Genomic DNA, 18764 nt, shown 5'->3' with positions numbered 1-18764 from the left:
CATGCGGACGGCGGGCGCCTAGGTGGCGCCCGTTTTTCATTCGGGGAAGAGGAGCGAGAAAGGGGAGGGCGAGCGATGGCTGAAGATCGCGAAGCGCGGCTGGCGCCTGACGTGCCGGGCGTAGGGGAGGGGCAGCGCCTGGGCGCCGAGCCGCTCGACGGCTTCCTGGCGCGGACGCCGCGGCTGGCGGTGGCGTTCTCGGGCGGCTGCGACTCGGCCTACCTGCTGGCGGCGGCCCGGGCGGCCGGCTGCGCCGTGCGCGCCTATCGCGTCGACACGGCCTTCCAGCCGGCCTTCGAGCGCGACGACGCCGAGCGCGTCGCCGCGGCGCTGGGGGTGCCGCTTACGACCATCGCCCTCGACGTGCTGGCCCATGCCGATGTGGCCGCAAACCCGCCCGACCGGTGCTATCGCTGCAAGGGGCTCATCTTCGACGCCATCCGTGCCCAGGTGGAGCGCGACGCGGAGGCGGGGCTGTGGGAGGACGGGCCGGTGAGCGCCTCAGGCGTGCCGGCGGGCGGCACGGCCCGCGCGGCCGTTGAAGTCGCCGGCGGCGCCAGCGCGGGCGTTCCCGCGCCGGCGGGGCGCATCCCCATCGTGGACGGCACCAACGGCAGCGACGACCCGGCGCGCCGCCCGGGCTTCCGGGCGCTCGCCGAGCGCGGCATCGTGTCGCCCCTGCGCCGCGCGGGCCTCTCGAAGGAGGCGGTGCGCGCCGCCTCGGCCGTCCTCGCCGCACGCGAGGGGCACGACCCCGCCGCGCTCCTGTCCGCCAAGCCGAGCTTCCCCTGCCTGGCCGTGTACGTGCCCGCCGGCGCGCCCCTCACCGAGGAGTCCCTAACCCGAGCGGCCGCTGAGCGCGGCGTGGACCCGCGGTAGGCTCGGGCCCTCGGGGCTTGGCGGCTGGCGGGGTTACTCGGCGCCGTCCATGATGCCGATGAAGACGGGGACGCACTGGTTGTTGTCGATGATGAGGTAGACGAAGGGACGATCGAGGCGCACGGTCTTGGGCTCGCCGCTCGGCATGGCCGAGGTGACGCGGACTCCCACGTTCGTGGCGGCCGCGGCGCGCGTGCCGGTCTCGTCCACCGATACGAAGGCCTTGTGCTCCACCTCGCTGATGGCCAGGCTCCCCTCGGCGCTGATGCCGGTGAAGTCGGCGCTGGCGCCGAAGGCGTCGGCCATGCCCATCTTCGCCAACGTGCCCGACAGCTCGATGCCGTAGCGGTCCTCGAACTTGGGCATGAGGGCCTGCACCTCGTCGAAGGAGGCGCCGCGCAGAAGCGCGCGCAGCTCCGATCCGCTCATGGACGCGAGCAGCTGGCCGGGCGTCGTGCCTTCGGCCGGCAGGAGCGCGGCGAAGGAGTAGCGGCCGTCGGCGTAGGGCTTGACGAAGCCCGTGGCGTCGGCGCCCTCCAGGTAGAGGCCCTCGCTCGAGCCCATGAAGGGGAGCGTCTGGGCGCTGCCATCGCCACGGGTGAAGGTGTCGTCGGCCACCTGGGACTCCTCATAGGGGGTCTCCCAGTCGCCGTCGAAGGCCACGGCGTTCGTCAAGCACATGACCATCGACGGGTCGAGGGTCTCCACGATGCGGTCGATCATGCCGTCGGTCTGCTCGTCCACCCAGCCGTTGATGGCCTCGACGGTGGACGCGTCGAAGGGCTCTTGGAACACGCCGGCGTCATAGTAGTTGACGCAGGCCTGGAGGAAGGGCTCCTCCACGGCCAGGCCGTCGCGGATCCACAGCGAGTTGGCCAGGTGCAGCGCGTCGTCAGCCGGCTCGGCATTCTCCGCGTCGGCGCCCTCGGGCGGCTCGAGCGACGCGGCGTAGGCGTGCAGGCAGTCGTTCAGGTCGGACACGGGCAGCCCGAGCACGTCCTCCATCTCGGCGAGGGTATTGCCGCGCGCGCCGTTGGCCGTCATGGCCAGCGCGTACTCGACGGAGAGCGGTGAGAGCAGCGCGCCGCCCTGCCCGCCGTAGGCCTCGTTGAACAACGTGAGGGAGAAGTCGGTCAGCGCGTCAGCCTGGGCCTCGGTCAGCTCGGACGTCGGCGTCACTCGGTCGGGCTCGAGCCCGGCGGTGAGGCTCGTCGCGGACGCGGCGGGCTCGCTTGCGGCCGGCACGTCGGATGCCGGCCCGGCCGGCGCGCAGCCGGCGAGCGCGATGGGCAGCGCAAGCGCGCACACGACGGCGCTCGCGCGCAGGGGGAGGGAGGGGGACGTTAGGGCCATGGGCGCCTCCTGTTCGATCGGATGCCCCATCCTACCACGGCGCGCGAGCGCGGGCTGCCATCCGTCGGGCCTCCGTTGCCGTCTCGCTCCGTCGTCGGGCGGCCTCCGTTGAAGCTCCGTGCCCCGCCGTGCGTCACCATCCGCGAATTCTCGTCCGGCTGCCTCCGATCCCGTCCGCTCCGTCGCGCCTTTGCTATCATAAGCAGGTTGAATCCACCGACGAAAGCGGGGCAGCTCTCCATGACCCAACACCTCACCGAACACGACGTGCGCGGCATCGCCGAGTACGCGCGCATCGGGCTGTCTGCCGAGGAGGTCGTCACCATGACGGCCGACCTCAACGCCATCATCGACAGCCTCGCGCCCATCACCGAGTACGATCTCGACGGGGTCGAGCCCACCTTCCACCCCATCGGCGACCTCTCCAACGTCATGCGCGATGACGTCGAGCGCGCCGGCTTCACCCAGGAGACGGCGCTCTCCAACGCGCCCAAGCAGGAGGACGGCAGCTTCCTCATCCCGTCCATCCTCGGCGAGGGAGGTGACCGCTGATGGCTCGCAGCTTCGGGGAGATGTCCGTTGCCGAGATCCAGGCCGGGCTCGCGGCCAAGGAGTTCTCCGCCGCCGAGGTGGCGCGCGGCTCCTTGGAGCGCATCTCCGCCGCCGATGAGGCGGTGCACGCGTTTCTCCAGGTCACCGAGGATCTGGCCCTCCAGGCCGCCGCGCGTGTGGATGCGGCCGTGGCTGAGGGGCGCCTGGCTGAGCTGGGCCCGCTCGCCGGCGTGCCGGTGGGCTACAAGGACAACATGAACCTCACGGGCACGCGCACCACCTGCTCGTCGAACATGTTGCGCGACTACGTGTCGCCCTACACGGCCACCTGCGTCCAGCGCACGCTCGACGCCGGCGCGCTGCCCATCGGTAAGCTCAACATGGACGAGTTCGCCTTCGGCAGCTCCACCGAGACCTCGGCCTTCGGCCCCACGCGCAACCCGTGGGACCTCGAGCGCGTGCCCGGCGGCTCGTCGGGCGGCAGCGCGGCGGCTGTCGCCGCAGGCCTCGTGCCGGTGACGCTCGGGTCGGACACGGGCGGCTCCATCCGCCAGCCCGGCTCGTTCTGCGGCATCGTGGCAGTCAAGCCCACCTACGGCATGGTCTCGCGCTACGGCGTGGTGGCCTTCGGCAGCTCGCTTGACCAGGTGGGCCCGTTCGCCCGCTCGGTGGCCGACGCGGCGCTCGCCCTGAACGCCATCGTCGGCCGCGACGAGCTGGACTGCACGAGCCAGCCGTGCGACGTGGACTTCACGGCCAACCTGGCCGACGGCGCGCGCGGCCTGCGCGTGGGCGTCGTGCCCGCGTTCCTGGAGGCCGAGGGCCTCGCGCCTGAGGTCAAGGCCAAGGTGGAGGCCGCCGCCTCCGCGCTCGAGGCCGCCGGCGCCGAGCTCGTGGAGGTGGAGCTGCCCCACGCCCGCGCCGCCATGAGCGCCTACTACGTGCTCGGCCCCTGCGAGGCCTTCTCCAACCTGGCGCGCTTCGACTCGGTGCGCTACGGCTACTGCGATCCGGGCCATTCCGACCTCGGCAGCCAGTACGAGGCCAGCCGCGAGCACGGCTTCGGGCCGGAGGCGCGCCGTCGCATCATGCTCGGCAGCTACCTCTTGTCCGCCGGCGTCTACGATCGCTACTACTACCCGGCCCAGCAGGTGCGCACCCTCATCACGCGCGACTACCTGGAGGCCTATGAGAAGGTAGACGTGATCCTCGCGCCGGTGGCGCCGCGCACCGCCTTCAAGTTCGGTGAGATCGGCGACCCGACGGAGATGTACCTCTCCGACATGTTCACCATCTCCATCAACATCGCGGGCAACGGCGGCATGTCCGTGCCCGTGGGGCTCGGCGCGGACACGGGGATGCCCGTGGGCGTGCAGCTCATCGCGCCGCCCTTCAAGGACGCCAACATGCTGCGGGCGGCCGCGGCGCTGGAGCTGGCCTTCGGGCCGGCGCCGGTAGCCCCCGCCTTCGCTGACGGAAAGGCCGGTGAGTAGCCGTGAGGAAGCTGGAAGAGGTCCTGCGCGACTGGGAGGCCGTCATCGGCCTGGAGATCCACGCCGAACTGACCACCCTCAACACCAAGATGTTCTGCGGCTGCAAGCTGGAGTTCGGCGCGGCGCCCAACACCCACACCTGCCCGGTGTGCCTGGGGCTGCCCGGGGCGCTTCCCGTGCCCAACCGTGCGGCCATCGAGTCCATCGTGCTGGCGGGCCTGGCCACCAACTGCGACATCGAGAAGCACTCGATGTTCTACCGCAAGAACTACATGTACCCCGACATGGCGAAGAACTTCCAGACCACCCAGGGCCCCGTCGCGTTCTGCATGCGCGGGCACCTGGACCTGGACGTGGACGGCCCGGCGGCGGGCGAGCGCATCGACCTCGACGGCGTGGCCGTCGGCGAGTCGCGCGGCAACGTCACCCGCACCGAGGACGGGTATGTGGCCCACGTGGGCATCACGCGCATCCACATGGAGGAGGACGCCGGCAAGATGGTGCACCTCGGCGGCGGCGAGGGTCGCATCGCCGGGGCCACGCACTCGCTCGTGGACTACAACCGCGCCGGCACGCCGCTCATCGAGCTGGTGACCGAGCCCGACCTGCGCACGCCTGAGGAGGCGCGCCTGTTCATGCAGAAGCTGCGCCAGATCTACCTGGCCATCGGCATCTCCGACTGCTCCATGGAGGAGGGAAGCCTGCGCTGCGACGGCAACGTGTCGCTGCGCCGCCGCGGCACCACGGGCCTGGGCACCAAGACCGAGCTCAAGAACATGAACTCCTTCAAGAACCTCCACGACGGCTTGGCCTACGAGATCTGCCGTCAGGCCGAGGTGCTTGAGGAGGGCGGCGTCATCTACCAGGAGACGCGCCACTGGGATCCGTCCGCCAAGCGCACCATCGTCATGCGCGTGAAGGAGACCGCCGACGACTACCGCCTGTTCCCTGAGCCGGATCTGGCGCCTTACGACCTCACCGACGAGTTCATCGAGGGCGTCCGCGCTAAGCTGCCCGAGCTGCCGCACGAGAAGGCGGCCCGCTACGCCGAGGCGTACGGGTTGTCCGCCTACGACGCGCGCCACCTCGTGGAGCACCGCGCCACGGCGGCCTTCTTCGACGAGGCCATGGCCCAGGCCGCAGGCGACGCCGCCCGGCTGGCCAAGCCGCTCGCGAACCTCGTCATCAATGACGCGACGGGCTATGTGAACACCCACGACGGCTCCGACGGCGCGCCGAGCGGCTTCGACGGGGTGTTCGCGCGCCTCACGCCGGCCCGCGCGCTCGAGCTCGTGGGGCTTGTGGCCGAGGACGCCATCTCGTCCAAGCAGGCCAAGGAGGTCTTCGCCGCGGTAATCGCCGACGACGCCGACCCGGCGGCCATCGTGGAGGCGCGCGGCATGCGCCAGGTGTCCGACACCGGGGCCATCGAGGCGGTGGTGGACGAGGTGCTCGCCGCCAACCCCGACAAGGTGGAGCAGTACCGTGGCGGCAAGACCGGCCTCATCGGATTCTTCGTGGGCCAGTGCATGAAGGCCATGAAGGGGCAGGGCAACCCCAAGGTGATCAACGAGCTGCTCGAGCAGAAGCTGGGCTAGCGGAGGCACCGCGGGCGGTCGCCCGTAACGGTTGGGCCACGGAAGAGCGCCCTCGGCATCGATGAGCCTTTCGGTGATAGCATGAGCCGAAAGCCCGCGCCGAGGGCGCTTCTTCACGCAGAGGGGGTCTTACCATGGCAAACGATTCGAGCGGTCGCCGCGCTGGCGACTGGACTCACAAGGCTCAGCGCAGCCGCGAGCAGGCCAACGCCATCGTCAAGGAGGCCGGTGGCAAGCGATGGTACGAGGATAACTTCTGGATCATCTTCCTGCTGGTGGTCTTCTGGCCCGTGGGGCTTGTGCTCATGTGGCGCTCCGGGTGGCCGGTGGCGGCGAAGGTGGTCGTGAGCATCGTGATCGTCGCGCTGGCGGTGGTCTCGTTCTCCCTGTGGTCGGCGGTTCAGGCGAGCATGGGGGCCTGAGAGGGCGCGCTTGGACGGCTTTCGGGCCGAAACGCATCCATACGCGGGGGCTTCTTAAGAAAATTGGGCTGTCAAACTTGACATGAAGTTAACTCTATGTGGTCTAATAGGGGTGCCCTCCTGGGCTGGTTTCACCTGCACTGCAAGGAGCACTTAGCACTATGAAGATCGCTGAAGTAAGCAAACGCTACGGGATCTCCGCCGACACGCTTCGCTATTACGAGCGCATCGGCATTCTCCAGGGCATCCCCCGCAATGCCAGCGGCATTCGCGACTACAACGAGGCGAACTGCAAGACGGTCGAGTTCGTCAAATGCATGCGCGACGCGGGCATGTCCATCGAGGCGCTCACCGAATACATGGATCTCTTCTATCGTGGCGATGAGACCATGGAACGCCGCAAGGCCATCCTGCAGAGCCAGCGCGAGGACATCCGCCGGCGCATCGTCGAGCTTGAGGACGCGCTGGGTCGCCTCGACTACAAGATCGACCATTACGAGGACATCATGGAGCATGAGCGCGATATTCTGAAGTAGTGCGCTTTGTCCCTCAGAGCCCGTTCCGCCGCCCCGCCCGGTCCTGCCTGGCGGGGCGGCGTGCGCTCGGGGCGCGGTTCGGAGCCATTGTTGCGAGCTATCCGAGGGGTGAGGGCGGTTTTCGCGGGCGCGGGGCGCCTACTTTGCGGGTGGTCGCTCTTTCGCGGGACGTTTTCCCAGGTCGGCAGTGAGCGGCGGGCAGTGTCTTGCGGAAAGAGTCTCGGCCAGCACGCCTTTTTGGCTGCGAGTGCGAGAATTCTTGACTTGGAGTTTGCTTCAAGTGCTGTAATGTGGAGCGCTGGAGCGCCTTGCGGCCGTGCGGACGCGCTGCTGGCGGCGCGAGGCCTGCGAGGACGTGCGGCGCAGGTGGCGGGCGCGGATTCAACGCGCGGCGCTATCGCAGACGAGAGAGGGAGCGTGTGGTGGATGAGGCTGGTCTGAGGGCGCTGCTCGCAGCGGTGGCTGCGGGGGAGGCATCCGTCGAGGAGGCGCTGGCCCGCTGCAAGACGGCGCCCTTCGCCGATCTGGGCTATGCGAAGGTGGACACCCACCGGGGCGTTCGCCAGGGCGTGGCCGAGGTGGTCTACGGCGAGGGCAAGACGGCCGCGCAGATAGCGGGCATCTGCCAGGCGCTCGTCGCATCGGGCCAGCCGCGGGTACTCATCACGCGCCTCGATGATGGAAAGGCCGCCGCCGTGGCCGACGCGCTCTCAGGCGGGGCGGCCGGCGGCGGGGGAGCCGTGCGGGACGCGTCTGAGGCTGGCGCTCCAGCGGCTCTCGGGGCCCTTGTGCCTGCTCCCGCGCTTGCCGCATCCGTCGACGGCCCGGCGCCTGCGCTGGCGCTGACGTACTTCGCCGAGGCTCGGCTGGGGGTGGTGGGCGGCATGCCCGAGCCTGACGGCGTGGGGGAGATCGTCGTCGCGGCGGCCGGCACGAGCGATGTGCCCGTGGCCGAGGAGGCAGCCCTCACGGCCGAGTTCCTGGGCAACCGCGTCACGCGGCTCTATGACGTGGGCGTCGCAGGCGTTCACCGCCTGCTTGCGCAGGCTGACGTGCTCGCCCGCGCGCGGGTGGTGGTGGCCGTGGCGGGCATGGAGGGGGCCCTGGCCTCGGTGGTCGGCGGTCTGGTCTCATGCCCGGTCATCGCCGTGCCCACGAGCGTCGGCTATGGGGCGTCATTCGGTGGCATGACGGCGCTCCTCGCCATGCTCAACTCGTGCGCGAGCGGGGTGTCGGTGGTCAACATCGACAACGGCTTCGGCGCGGCTTACCAGGCGAGCCTCATCAACCACCTGCGCTGAGGCGCTCGGCGAGCTTCGGGTGGGGCCAGGGTGCGCCGTGGCACCGCGTTGGGTGCCGCGCCTCGTCGTGCCTGGTGTCTGGCGTTCGTCGAGCTGACCGCGGCCGAGCCCGAGGCGTGCGAGGGTGTTTCACGTGAAACATCCTCGCACGGTGGGGGGGTGCCTGGCAGGTTGAAAATGTTTCACGTGAAACATTCGTTTGGGCGTTTTGGTGCGGAGAAATGTTTCACGTGAAACACTTGTTTGCGAGTTTGGCGGGCGCGTGCTCGCTGAGGAAGGGAAGCGGAACATGGGGAAGATGCTGTACCTGGAATGCTCATCGGGCATCAGCGGCGACATGGCGGTGGCGGCGCTCCTCGACGCGGGCGCCAGTGAGGACGCCGTGCGCGCGGCGCTCGCGAGCCTGCCGGTCGACGGCTTCGAGGTGCGCATCGGTCGCGTCGTGAAGTCAGGCCTGGACGTGTGCGACTTCGACGTGGTGCTCGACGCCGCCCATGAGAACCACGACCACGACCTGGCCTACCTCCACGGTCCCGCCCCCGCGCCCCGCGAGCATGCCGGCGCCGACGCGTCCTGCGCCGCCTCCTCCGATCCCCACGCCCACAAGCCCGCCTGCGGCCACCTCCACGGGCGCTCCCAGGAGGATGCCGACGACAGCGGCGAGGGCCGCGGCCGCGCTGGCTCAGCCGCCTCCTGCGAGCGCGCTGGCTCCTCCCTTCTCCACGAACACGGTGATTCCTACGCCCATGTCGGCCCTTCCGCCCCTCACGCCTCCGATCCTCGCATCCCCGGGGGCGCCGGCGCCGACGCGTCCGGCCCCCACGTCCACGAGCCCGCCTCCGATCCCCGCGTCCACGAGCTCGCCTGCGGCCACCTCCACGGGCGCTCCCGGGAGGATGCCGACGACAGCGGCGAGGGCCGCGTCCACGACCATGGCGAGGGTGGCCTCCACGGGCACTCCCATGGCGCGGGGCATGGCCACGAGCATCGCGGCATGGCGGAGATCAACGCCATTCTGGAGGCGGCGGTGCTGACGGAGGGGGCGCGGGCGCTTGCCCGACGCATATTCGAGCTCATCGCCCAGGCGGAGGCTGAGGCTCACGGGGTGCCCGTTGACCAGGTGCACTTCCACGAGGTGGGCGCCGTCGACTCCATCGCCGACATCGTGGCCGCGGCTGTCGCCCTCGACGATCTGGCCGCTCGGGGCATCGGCGAGGTGGTGGTGACCGAGCTTGCCGAGGGGCGCGGAACAGTGCGCTGCCAGCATGGGCTCATTCCCGTGCCGGCGCCAGCGGTGGTCAACATCGTGCGGGCCGCAGGCCTGCCGCTGCGCCTGACTGCGGTCGAGGGCGAGCTGGTCACCCCCACCGGCGCCGCCATCGCCGCTGCGGCACGCACCCGGGCGGCGCTGCCCGAGCGGTTCGTCATCGAGCGCGTGGGCATGGGCGCCGGCAAGCGCGCCTACGACACCCCCGGCATCCTGCGGGCCCTCGTCATCGAGGAGGCCTGAGCCCGCCTGCTTGCGCTCTTCGGCCCCAGGCGTCGCCGGGCGCCGTGAACCCGCAGTTACGACGACGGCTTTTGCGCCGTCTGCCTCCCTGATCTCCGGCGCTGGTGACTGGGCTGCGGTGGACAAAAAAACGGCGACATCGCCTAGCGGTTTTGCGAAAACGCGCGATAAGTCCGTTTTCCGATTCCGGTCGAAAAGGCGCGACGCCATCGCTGACGATTGCGATAAGTCCATTTTTTGCCCGAGGGCTCCCCTCCTATTGCTTTATTACTCTACTGTGATAAAGTACAGCGAAGGCGAAGGGCGGTCGGCGTGCGCATGGAGGCGTGCCGGCTGTCCGGGCTTGTGCTCGCTTGGCGGTATTTGCGTCCGGTTCGGTCGATTGGGCGGTTCGGGGCGGCCGGGGGCGGGTACCATGGGATCGTTTGATTGCGAGGAGAAGGAAGGACCTGTGAATCTCGTCACCCCATCCGGATTCCGGGACGTGCTGGCCGAGGAGGCCTCGGCGCGTGAGGTCATCACGCGCGCGGTGCAAGACCTCTTCGCCGCTCGCGGCTACCTGCCCGTGGAGACCCCGACGCTCGAGGTCATGGGCGTCTTGGAGACGGGCGGGCGCATCCCCGCCGCCCCCTTCAAGTTCTTCGACTCGCGCGGCGAGCTTCTGGCCATGCGCCCGGACGTCACCCTCCAGGTGGCCCGCATGGGCGCCACGCGCCTGGCCGCCGAGCCCGGACCGCTGCGCTTCCGCTACACCCAGCGCGTCTTTCGCGAGGCCGACTCCGACGCCCGGGAGGGCGCCCGCGAGCTCACGCAGATGGGCGTCGAGTGCCTGGGGGAGGAGGGCCCGCAGGCGGACGCCGAGATCATCGGCCTGTTCGCCGAGGCGCTCGCCACGGCTGGCGTCGATGAGTTCTCGCTCGCGGTGGCCACGGTGGCCCCGCTGCGCGCGCTGCTCGACCGCTCGGGCGCGCCTGAGGCGTGGAAGGCGGCGGTGCTCGACGCGTACCACGCCTCCAACTTCGTGGAGCTCGACCGCCTGACGGCGCTCGACGACGCGTCCCTCGCCGAGCTGGCTGCCGGCGTGGCCCCGGCCTACGCAGCCGCCATCCGCGCGCTGCCGCGCATCCGCGGCGGCCGCGACGCCATCGAGGCGGCCCGCGCGCTCGTCGCCCCGCTCGGCTGCGCCGACGGCCTCGACGACTTCGAGCGCATCTACGACCTTTTGGCCGCGTCCGACCTGGCGCGCCGCGTGCTCGTGGACTTCTCGGCCATGAGCTCGTTCGACTACTACACCGGCATCGTGTTCGCGGCCTACTCGCCGCTGCTCGGCACGCCGCTCGGCTCGGGTGGGCGCTACGACCGCCTGGCCGCCGCCTTTGGGGCCGACCGCCCTGCCGCCGGCTTCGCCTTCTACCTGGAGCAGGCCATGGCCGCCGCCACCGCGGGCGCGCCGGGCGCGCGTCCCCTGCGCATCGCCGTGCCCAAGGGCGCGCTCAACGCCGACGCCATCGACGCGCTCGCCGCGGCCGGCCTGGACGTGACGGGCCTCGACGCGCCGGGCCGCGCGCTCGTCGTGTCCAACCCCGGCGTCGACTACATCATCGTGCGCCCCTCCGACGCGCCGGCCTTCGTGGCCCTGGGAGCGGCCGACTGCGGCATCTGCGGGAAGGACTCGCTGCTCGAGGCGGCGCCTGACGTGGTGGAGCTGGCCGATCTGCGCTTCGGGGCGTGCCGCTTCGTGGTGGCCGAGCCCATCGGCGCGGCGCAGGACGTGGCCGCGCGCTACCGCAAGCTCGGCTCCATCCGCGTGGCCACCAAGTACCCGCGCATCACCCGCGCCTACTACGCCAAGACCGGCGTGCAGGTGGAGATCGTCTACCTCCACGGCAACATCGAGCTCGCGCCGCTCACCGGCTTAGCCGAGCGCATCGTGGACATCACGGCCACCGGCACCACCCTGCGTGAGAACAACCTGGAAGTGGTGGAGGATGTGATCGGCTCGACGGCGCGCTTCTTCGCCAACCCCTGCGCCTTCCGCACCGACGACCGCATCACGGCGCTCGCCCAGGCGCTCGGCGCCCATGCCGCCACCGCCGCCTACGAGCCCATCGCCGGCTCCTCGCAGCCCGGAGGCCCCGCGAGCTGACGCTCGCCCCGGCTGCCCGCGCCTCGCGCCGGCCGCCTCCCCGCGATCCGCCTGCCGCACCGGCGCCCCGTGCCCGCGTGCCGCCTGACCACCCCATCGAGACAAAGGAGAAAGCCCATGCGCCGCGTCATCCTCAAGTCAGACGAAGTCCTCTCGCGCGCCCACCTCAACCGCACCGGCGCCTTCAACGCCCAGGCCCTCGAAGCCGCCACGGCCATCGTCGAGGACGTGCGCCAGCGCGGAGATGCGGCCCTGCGCGAGCTGACCGAGAAGTTCGATGGCGTGGCCGTGGGCGACTTCCGCGTGCCGCAGGCTGCCATCGACGCGGCCGAGGAGCAGGTCGACCCCGAGGTCCTCGCCGCCCTGCGCCAGGCCGCCGCGCAGATCCGTGAGTTCCACGAGCGCCAGGTCGAGCAGAGCTGGTTCTACGCCCGCGAGGACGGCGCCATCGTGGGCGCGAAGGTGACCCCGCTCGAGTCGGTGGGCGTCTATGCGCCGGGCGGGCGGGCCCTCTATCCCTCGTCGCTGCTGATGAACGCGCTGCCGGCCCAGGTGGCCGGCGTGGAGCGCATCGTCTGCGTAACCCCGCCGGCCAAGGACGGCGGCCTGGACGCGGCGATGCTGGCCGCGTGCAAGATCGCCGGCGTCACCGAGGTCTACACGGTGGGCGGCGCCCAGGCCGTGGCCGCGCTCGCCTACGGCACCGAGTCCATCGCGCCGGTGGACAAGGTGACGGGCCCGGGCAACGCCTTCGTGGCGGCCGCCAAGAAGGTCGTCTCCGGCGACGTGGGCATCGACATGATCGCCGGCCCGTCGGAGGTGTGCGTCGTGGCCGACGAGACGGCCGACCCGGCGCTCGTGGCCATCGACCTCATGGCCCAGGCCGAGCACGACCCGCTGGCCGCCTGCTACCTGGTCACCTTCAGCGAGGCCTACGCTGATGAGGTGGAGGCCGCCGTCGAGCGGCACATGGCCTCCTCCACCCGCGCCGACATCACCACGGCGTCCCTGCGCGACCAGGGGCTCATCGTCATCTGCGAGACGGTCGAGCAGGCCATCCAGTCCGTCAACGTCATCGCGCCTGAGCACCTGGAGCTGCACCTGCGCGGCGCCATGGACCTCGTGGGCGCCATCCGCAACGCCGGCGCCATCTTCCTCGGCGAGTGGACGCCCGAGGCCGTCGGCGACTACGTGGCCGGCCCCAACCACACGCTGCCCACCGGCGGCACCGCGCGCTACGCCTCGCCGCTTTCGGTGGACGAGTTCGTGAAGAAGTCCTCCATCATCCAGTACACGCCCAAGGCGCTCGCCCGCGACGCGCGCGCCGTCGTCTCCATCGCGCGCCATGAGGGGCTGTGGGCCCATGCCGAGTCGGTGGCCCAGCGCCTGGCGCTCCTTGACGAGGCGGGCATGGACGGCGTGCCGAAGGTGGGAGGCCGCGATGCGTAGGGTGCGCCCGGCTGCCCCGCAGCTGGCGGGCCTCGAGCCCTACGACCCCAAGTACCTGCCGGCCGAGGCGTTCCTCTCGGCCAACGAGAACCCGTGCGACGTGGAGGCGGCCCTGCGCGCGGAGATCGTCCGCGAGATCCGCCGGACGGCCCTCAACCGCTATCCCGATCCGCTCGCCAACGACCTGCGCGACCTCATCGCCGAGGCCAACGGGCTCGACCGCGACCAGGTGCTCGTGGGCAACGGCGGCGACGAGCTGCTCTTCGACCTGGCGCTTGCCTGGGGCGGGCCGGGTCGGACGTTCCTCAACCTGCCGCCCACCTTCTCGGTCTACGCGACCAACGCGCAGCTCACCAACACGCGCATCGTGGAGGTGGCGCGCCGCGCCGACTTCTCCCTCGACGAGGAGGCGGTGCTCGCCCGCGTGGCCGCCGGCGACATCGACTACGTCATCGTCACGAGCCCCAACAACCCCACAGGCGAGCGGGCGCCGGAAGACTTCGTCCTGCGGCTGCTCGACGCCACCGACGCGCTCGTCGTGGTGGACGAGGCCTACTTCGAGTTCTCGCGCCGCACCCTGCGCCCCTACCTCGAGAGCCATGAGAACCTGCTCATCCTGCGCACGTTCTCCAAGGCGTTCTCGCTGGCCGGGGTGCGCGTGGGCTACGTGCTCGGCCATGCGCACGTCATCCGCGAGCTCGTGAAGGTGCGCCAGCCCTATTCGGTGGACGCGCTCTCGCAGGCCGCGGCGCGCGTGGTGTTCGCCAACCGCGCCACGTTCGAGCCGGGCATCGCGGCCATCATCGAGGAGCGCGAGCGCCTCATGCGGGGACTGCTCACGCTGCCGGGCGTGACGCCGTTCCCGTCGGATGCGAACTACATCCTGTTCAGGATGGAGGGGGCCGACGCGGCCTGGGCCTTCCTCTACGAGCGCGGCGTGCTCGTGCGCGACTTCAGCCATGCGCCGCTTTTGGAGGGCTGCCTGCGCGTCACGGTGGGCACCCCCGAGCAGAACGACGGCTTCCTGGCCGCCTTGAGGGACTTCATCATGGGAAGGTGTGAGGCACGATGACCGACCGATCGGCGCGCGTGGAGCGCGCGACCAAGGAGACGCAGATCGCCGTCGAGGTGCGCCTGGACGGCGAGGGCCGGGTGGACGCGGTCACGGGCGTGGGGTTCTTCGACCACATGCTCGATGCCCTCGGCCGCCACGGCCTGCTCGACTTGGAGGTGCGCGCCGCAGGCGATACGCACGTGGACGCCCATCACACGGTGGAGGACGCCGGCATCGTTATCGGCCAGGCCCTCGCATCCGCCCTCGGCGACAAGCGCGGCATCACCCGCTTCGGCTCGTGCACGCTGCCCATGGACGAGGCGCTCGTGCTCGCGGCCGTGGACGTGTCGGGCCGCGGCCAGCTGCACTGGGACGTGGACCTGCCCTTCGGCATGGTGGGCGCCTTCGACACGCAGCTCGCCCGGGAGTTCTTCATCGCGCTGGCCGCCAACGCCGGCATCACGCTGCACGTGCGCCAGCTGGCGGGCGACAACGCCCACCACGTGATCGAGGCCTGCTTCAAGGCCGTGGGCCGGGCGCTGCGCCAGGCCGTCGAGCCCGACCAGCGCATGGCCGGGCAGCTGCCCACCACCAAAGGCGCGCTCTAGGCGCGGCCGCACGAGGCTGAGAGGAAGCGAGGGAAGAGGTGACGTTGAGGACCGTCGTCGTCGACTACCGCAAGGGGAACCTGAAGTCGGTGGAGCGCGGCTTGGCCGCCGCCGGGGCCGACGCCTTCATATCCGACGATCCGGCCGCCATCGCGGCGGCCGACGCCGTGGTGCTGCCGGGCGTGGGCGCCTTCGCCGACGCGGCGACCACCATGGCCGAGCTGGGCCAGGTGGAGGCCGTGCGCGCCGCCGTGGAGGGCGGCGCGCCCTTCCTCGGCATCTGCCTGGGGATGCACCTCATGTTCGAGGCGGGGGAGGAGCACGCGCCCGAGGGCGGGCCGCTGCCTGCGGGCCTCGGGCTCATCCCCGGCGTCGTGGGGGCGCTCCCGCGCCTCGACGAGGCCGGCCGCGCCTACAAGGTGCCCCACGTGGGATGGAACTCCGTGGAGTACGTCGCAGCGGGCCCGGAGGCCGAGCCGGGATGTGCCCACCAAGCGAGTTCCACAGCGACTGGAACAGCCCTGTGGGCTGTTCCACCAAGCGAGGACTGTTTGAGCGACTGGGCACATCCCGGCTCGGCCCCCGGGCCCAACCCGCTGTTCGCCGGCATCCCGGAAGGCGAGCACTTCTACTTCACCCACAGCTTCGCCGTGCCCGACGGCCCTGCCGCCATCGCGCGCACCGTGCACGCCCGCCCGTTCACCTGCGCCGTCCAGGTGCCGGGGCACGCGGTGTGGGGCGTGCAGTTCCACCCGGAGAAGAGCTCGGACGCGGGCGCGGCGCTGCTGCGCAACTTCGTCCGCCTGGCCAAGGACGCCCGCTAGGGCGCGGAAAGGACCTGCCATGTACCTGCTTCCCGCCATCGACATCCTCGGCGGGCGCGCCGTGCGCCTGGCCAAGGGCGACTACGACGCGGTGACCGTGTATAACGAGGACCCGGGCCTCCAGGCCCAGCTGTTCGAGGAGGCCGGCGCCGAGTGGCTCCACGTGGTGGACCTCGACGGCGCCAAGTCCGGCCGTCCGGAGAACCTCGCCGCCGTCGAGCGCATCCTCAGACTCACGAGCCTCAAGGTGGAGGTGGGCGGCGGCGTGCGCTCGCTCGAGACCATCGACCGCCTGGCTGACGCCGGCGTGGCGCGCGTGGTGCTCGGCACCGCGCTCGTGCGCGACCCCGACCTCGCCCAGGCCGCCGTCGAGCGCTTCGGCGCGTCGCTCCTGTGCGCGGGCATCGACGCGAAGGGGGGAGAGGCGGCCGTGGCCGGCTGGCGCGAGGGGTCGGGCGTGGACGCGCATGACCTGGCGCGGGCCATGGCGAAGCGGGGCTTCGAGCACCTCGTCTTCACCGACATCGCGCGCGACGGCATGCAGACGGGCGTCGATCCGGCGGCCTACGCGGCCATGGCCCAGGCCTTCGGGCACCCGGTCATCGCGAGCGGCGGCGTGGCGACCGTGGCCGACGTGGAGGCGCTCGCCGCGCTCGGCGGCGCGGTGGAGGGCGTCATCGCCGGCCGCGCCATCTACGAGGGCACCCTTACCGTGGAGGCGGGCGTGGCGGCCTGCGCGGGCACCCTGCGCGCCTCCGACGCGCTGGCGCGCGAGGAGCGCCCGCTCACAGCAGCCGACCTGGCCGCCGACGGGGAATAGGGGGGCAACGATGCTCACCAAGCGCGTCATCCCCTGCCTCGACGTCAAGGACGGCCGCGTCGTCAAGGGCGTCAACTTCATGAACCTGCGGGACGCGGGCGACCCCATCGAGCTGGCCTGCCGCTACGACGAGCAGCGCGCTGACGAGGTGATCTTCCTCGACATCACCGCGACCTCCGACGACCGGGCCACCACCGTGGGGCTGGCCGCCCGTGCGAGCGAGGAGCTGCACCTGCCCTACTGCGTGGGCGGGGGCTTCCGCAGCGTGGCCGACATCCGGCGCATGATAGCCGCCGGCGCCGACAAGGTGTCGGTGAACTCGGCGGCCGTGGCCGACCCCACGCTCATCACCGCAGCCGCCCGGGCCTTCGGCACCCAGGCCGTCGTCTGCGCCATCGACGCCAAGGCCGTGGCCGGCGGCCGTGACCGCTGGGAGGTCTACGTGGCCGGTGGGCGCAAGGCCACGGGCATCGACGCGGTGATCTGGGCCCGCGAGGCCGCGCGGCGCGGGGCGGGGGAGATCCTGCTCACGTCCATGGACCGCGACGGGAGCCGCGACGGGTTCGACTGCGCGCTCACCCGCGCCGTGGCCCGGGCGGTGGACATCCCCGTCATCGCCTCGGGCGGCGTCGGCGAGCTCGACCACTTCGCCCAGGGCATCCTGGAGGGCGAGGCCGACGCGGTGCTCGCGGCGAGCGTGTTCCACTTCGGCGAGCTTACCATCCGCCAGGTCAAGGAGCATATGCGCTCCTTCGGCATCCCCGTGAGGCTGTGATGGCCGTGGACATCGCCGACCTCACGTACAACGCCGACGGGCTCATCCCCTGCATCGTGCAAGACGCCGACGACGGCGCCGTGCTCATGATGGCGTGGATGAGCGCCGCGTCGATCGCGCTCACCCTCGAGCGCGGCGAGACCGTCTTCTGGAGCCGCAGCCGCCGCGAGCTCTGGCACAAGGGCGCTACGAGCGGCAACGTCCAGCGCCTGGTGGACCTGCGCTACGACTGCGACGCCGATACCCTGCTCGCCCTCGTCCACCCCGCCGGCCCCGCCTGCCACACCGGGGAGCGCACCTGCTTCTACCGCTCGCTTCTCGAAGGGTAGCGTCCCCGCCTTACGCCCCGTCAACGGGCCCCTCCACGCTTGAAACCTCCGCGCGGTTGCGCTACCATGGCCTGGTCGATTATTCCCCGCGCAAACGCCGTCCGACGCCCCAAGGCGCGGCGTCGCGCTTGCCGTCGGCAGGAGACGCCTCAACGACATCGCATCATCTTTCCCCTTCCCACCTGGGCTGTCATGCGCCGCGTGCGCATTGCGTCATAGTCAACCACCACCCTGAGGAGGACACCTTGAAGTTCTTTCTGGACACCGCCGACCTCGCTGAGATCGAGGAGGCCGCCAGCTGGGGCGCGCTCGGCGGCGTGACCACCAACCCGTCGCTGTACGCCCGCATCGGCGGCAAGCTCGACGACTTCCACGCCCACATCGGCCGCATCTGCGAGATCGTCGGCCCCGAGTGCCCCGTATCGGCCGAGTCCGTGGCCATGACCCGCGACGAGATCGTCGCCGACGGCCTCAAGCTGGCCGCCATCGCCCCCAACGTCGTGGTGAAGATCCCCACCATGGTGGAGGGCCTGGCCGCCACCCACACCCTCGCCCAGCAGGGCGTGCCGGTGAACATGACGCTGTGCTTCACGGTGCCCCAGGCGCTGCTCGCCGCCCGCGCCGGAGCCCGCTACATCAGCCCCTTCGTCGGTCGCTTCGACGACATCTCCGAGGACGGCCTCGATCAGCTGGCCAACGTCGTGGAGGCCATCGGCAATTACGACTTCACCGCCAACACGGTAAACGGCGAGAAGGTGGAGATCATCGCCGCGTCCATCCGCAGCGCCAACCATGTGACCCAGGCCGCCCTCATGGGCGCCGACATCGCCACCGTGCCCTTCGGCGTGCTCAAGAAGATGGTCCAGCATCCGCTGACCGATCGCGGGCTCGACGCCTTCATGGCCGACTGGGAGAAAGTGCAGAGCGCATGAGCGATACCGAGGAGATGACGGCGGCCCCCGCGGCCGAGAAGCCCGTCCGCCGCGTCCGCGCGAAGAAGGCCGACGCCGAGGCTCCTGCCGAGGCCGAGGCCCCCAAGCGCCGCGGGCGCCCGCGCAAGGCCGGCGCCGAGGCGGCGGCTCCCGCCGCTGAGGCTCCCGCGTCCGCCGAGGGCG

General features: G+C 71.0%; 18 protein-coding genes and 1 pseudogene. 18 read left to right on the top strand and 1 reads right to left on the bottom strand.

Going from position 1 to position 18764, the window contains the following annotated elements; translation table 11 throughout:
• The first annotated feature begins 75 nt into the window (after window positions 1-75).
• Window positions 76-879, top strand: coding sequence for a 7-cyano-7-deazaguanine synthase (locus D1643_RS01765; protein ID WP_160708003.1), 804 nt, complete (start codon window positions 76-78; stop codon window positions 877-879).
• Window positions 880-912: 33 nt separating this feature from the next.
• On the opposite strand, the gene D1643_RS01760 is transcribed toward D1643_RS01765, so the two are convergent.
• Entirely contained in the window at window positions 913-2232 is a 1320-nt protein-coding gene (locus tag D1643_RS01760; protein ID WP_160708001.1) for a serpin family protein, read from the bottom strand.
• Window positions 2233-2472: 240 nt separating this feature from the next.
• Between D1643_RS01760 and gatC the strand changes: the two genes are divergently transcribed.
• The 17 genes and pseudogenes from gatC to D1643_RS01675 form a co-directional block, all read left to right on the top strand.
• On the top strand, window positions 2473-2784 hold the full coding sequence (gatC, locus tag D1643_RS01755; RefSeq protein ID WP_160707999.1) for an Asp-tRNA(Asn)/Glu-tRNA(Gln) amidotransferase subunit GatC: 312 nt from the start codon (window positions 2473-2475) through the stop codon (window positions 2782-2784).
• Window positions 2784-4277 (top strand): Asp-tRNA(Asn)/Glu-tRNA(Gln) amidotransferase subunit GatA, encoded by a 1494-nt coding sequence (gatA, locus tag D1643_RS01750; RefSeq protein ID WP_160707997.1) that lies wholly within the window; start codon window positions 2784-2786, stop codon window positions 4275-4277. The genes gatC and gatA overlap by 1 nt, the downstream gene beginning before the upstream one ends.
• A 2-nt stretch (window positions 4278-4279) precedes the next feature.
• Window positions 4280-5875 carry an Asp-tRNA(Asn)/Glu-tRNA(Gln) amidotransferase subunit GatB gene (gene gatB / locus D1643_RS01745; RefSeq protein ID WP_160707995.1) on the top strand — a complete coding sequence of 532 codons (1596 nt, stop codon included), beginning with the start codon at window positions 4280-4282 and terminating at the stop codon, window positions 5873-5875.
• A 134-nt stretch (window positions 5876-6009) separates the two neighbouring features.
• Complete coding sequence (locus tag D1643_RS01740) at window positions 6010-6297, top strand: holotricin-3 (RefSeq protein WP_160707993.1); 288 nt, start codon at window positions 6010-6012, stop codon at window positions 6295-6297.
• Window positions 6298-6458: 161 nt separating this feature from the next.
• The gene (locus tag D1643_RS01735) at window positions 6459-6833 is read left to right on the top strand and encodes a MerR family transcriptional regulator (protein WP_160707991.1); all 375 of its coding nucleotides are present in this window, start codon (window positions 6459-6461) and stop codon (window positions 6831-6833) included.
• 422 nt (window positions 6834-7255) lie between these two features.
• A complete protein-coding gene (gene larB / locus D1643_RS01730; RefSeq protein ID WP_370520251.1) occupies window positions 7256-8134 on the top strand; it encodes a nickel pincer cofactor biosynthesis protein LarB in 879 nt (292 codons plus the stop codon).
• A gap of 289 nt (window positions 8135-8423) precedes the next feature.
• A complete protein-coding gene (larC, locus tag D1643_RS01725) occupies window positions 8424-9644 on the top strand; it encodes a nickel insertion protein (protein ID WP_160707989.1) in 1221 nt (406 codons plus the stop codon).
• A gap of 451 nt (window positions 9645-10095) precedes the next feature.
• Complete coding sequence (hisG, locus tag D1643_RS01720) at window positions 10096-11790, top strand: ATP phosphoribosyltransferase (protein WP_160707987.1); 1695 nt, start codon at window positions 10096-10098, stop codon at window positions 11788-11790.
• 117 nt (window positions 11791-11907) lie between these two features.
• A complete protein-coding gene (gene hisD, locus D1643_RS01715; RefSeq protein WP_160707985.1) occupies window positions 11908-13239 on the top strand; it encodes a histidinol dehydrogenase in 1332 nt (443 codons plus the stop codon).
• A complete protein-coding gene (gene hisC / locus D1643_RS01710; protein ID WP_160707983.1) occupies window positions 13232-14311 on the top strand; it encodes a histidinol-phosphate transaminase in 1080 nt (359 codons plus the stop codon). The genes hisD and hisC overlap by 8 nt, the downstream gene beginning before the upstream one ends.
• Window positions 14308-14901 (top strand): imidazoleglycerol-phosphate dehydratase HisB, encoded by a 594-nt coding sequence (gene hisB / locus D1643_RS01705; RefSeq protein WP_160707981.1) that lies wholly within the window; start codon window positions 14308-14310, stop codon window positions 14899-14901. The genes hisC and hisB overlap by 4 nt, the downstream gene beginning before the upstream one ends.
• 38 nt (window positions 14902-14939) lie before the next feature.
• Window positions 14940-15725 (top strand): imidazole glycerol phosphate synthase subunit HisH, encoded by a 786-nt coding sequence (locus tag D1643_RS01700; protein ID WP_370520248.1) that lies wholly within the window; start codon window positions 14940-14942, stop codon window positions 15723-15725.
• Between the two features lie 19 nt (window positions 15726-15744).
• Window positions 15745-16545, top strand: a complete 801-nt coding sequence (gene hisA / locus D1643_RS01695; protein WP_160707979.1) for a 1-(5-phosphoribosyl)-5-[(5-phosphoribosylamino)methylideneamino]imidazole-4-carboxamide isomerase — start codon at window positions 15745-15747, stop codon at window positions 16543-16545.
• Window positions 16546-16555: 10 nt separating this feature from the next.
• Window positions 16556-17320: an imidazole glycerol phosphate synthase subunit HisF gene (gene hisF / locus D1643_RS01690; RefSeq protein ID WP_160707977.1), complete on the top strand. Its 765-nt coding sequence runs from the start codon at window positions 16556-16558 to the stop codon at window positions 17318-17320.
• Window positions 17320-17649 carry a phosphoribosyl-AMP cyclohydrolase gene (gene hisI, locus D1643_RS01685; RefSeq protein WP_201750904.1) on the top strand — a complete coding sequence of 110 codons (330 nt, stop codon included), beginning with the start codon at window positions 17320-17322 and terminating at the stop codon, window positions 17647-17649. The genes hisF and hisI overlap by 1 nt, the downstream gene beginning before the upstream one ends.
• Window positions 17650-17894: 245 nt before the next feature.
• Complete coding sequence (locus D1643_RS01680; protein WP_160707975.1) at window positions 17895-18581, top strand: transaldolase family protein; 687 nt, start codon at window positions 17895-17897, stop codon at window positions 18579-18581.
• Window positions 18578-18764 (top strand): annotated as a pseudogene (locus tag D1643_RS01675) (hypothetical protein); the annotation flags it as partial. The gene D1643_RS01680 and the pseudogene D1643_RS01675, both read left to right, overlap by 4 nt.

Origin of the sequence: Enterorhabdus sp. P55 (assembly GCF_009911695.1) — a bacterium.
Classification (GTDB): domain Bacteria; phylum Actinomycetota; class Coriobacteriia; order Coriobacteriales; family Eggerthellaceae; genus Enterorhabdus.
Note: the sequence above shows the minus strand (reverse complement) of the source record. Positions and strands in the feature narration are given on the sequence as shown.

Excerpts from the sequence above, each read along its gene's own strand:
- D1643_RS01765 (WP_160708003.1), top strand. The coding sequence starts at position 76 with ATGGCTGAAGATCGCGAAGCGCGGCTGGCGCCTGACGTGCCGGGCGTA.
- D1643_RS01760 (WP_160708001.1), bottom strand. The coding sequence starts at position 2,232 with ATGGCCCTAACGTCCCCCTCCCTCCCCCTGCGCGCGAGCGCCGTCGTG.
- gatC (WP_160707999.1), top strand. The coding sequence starts at position 2,473 with ATGACCCAACACCTCACCGAACACGACGTGCGCGGCATCGCCGAGTAC.
- gatA (WP_160707997.1), top strand. The coding sequence starts at position 2,784 with ATGGCTCGCAGCTTCGGGGAGATGTCCGTTGCCGAGATCCAGGCCGGG.
- D1643_RS01740 (WP_160707993.1), top strand. The coding sequence starts at position 6,010 with ATGGCAAACGATTCGAGCGGTCGCCGCGCTGGCGACTGGACTCACAAG.
- D1643_RS01735 (WP_160707991.1), top strand. The coding sequence starts at position 6,459 with ATGAAGATCGCTGAAGTAAGCAAACGCTACGGGATCTCCGCCGACACG.
- larC (WP_160707989.1), top strand. The coding sequence starts at position 8,424 with ATGGGGAAGATGCTGTACCTGGAATGCTCATCGGGCATCAGCGGCGAC.
- hisD (WP_160707985.1), top strand. The coding sequence starts at position 11,908 with ATGCGCCGCGTCATCCTCAAGTCAGACGAAGTCCTCTCGCGCGCCCAC.
- hisC (WP_160707983.1), top strand. The coding sequence starts at position 13,232 with ATGCGTAGGGTGCGCCCGGCTGCCCCGCAGCTGGCGGGCCTCGAGCCC.
- hisB (WP_160707981.1), top strand. The coding sequence starts at position 14,308 with ATGACCGACCGATCGGCGCGCGTGGAGCGCGCGACCAAGGAGACGCAG.
- hisA (WP_160707979.1), top strand. The coding sequence starts at position 15,745 with ATGTACCTGCTTCCCGCCATCGACATCCTCGGCGGGCGCGCCGTGCGC.
- hisF (WP_160707977.1), top strand. The coding sequence starts at position 16,556 with ATGCTCACCAAGCGCGTCATCCCCTGCCTCGACGTCAAGGACGGCCGC.
- hisI (WP_201750904.1), top strand. The coding sequence starts at position 17,320 with ATGGCCGTGGACATCGCCGACCTCACGTACAACGCCGACGGGCTCATC.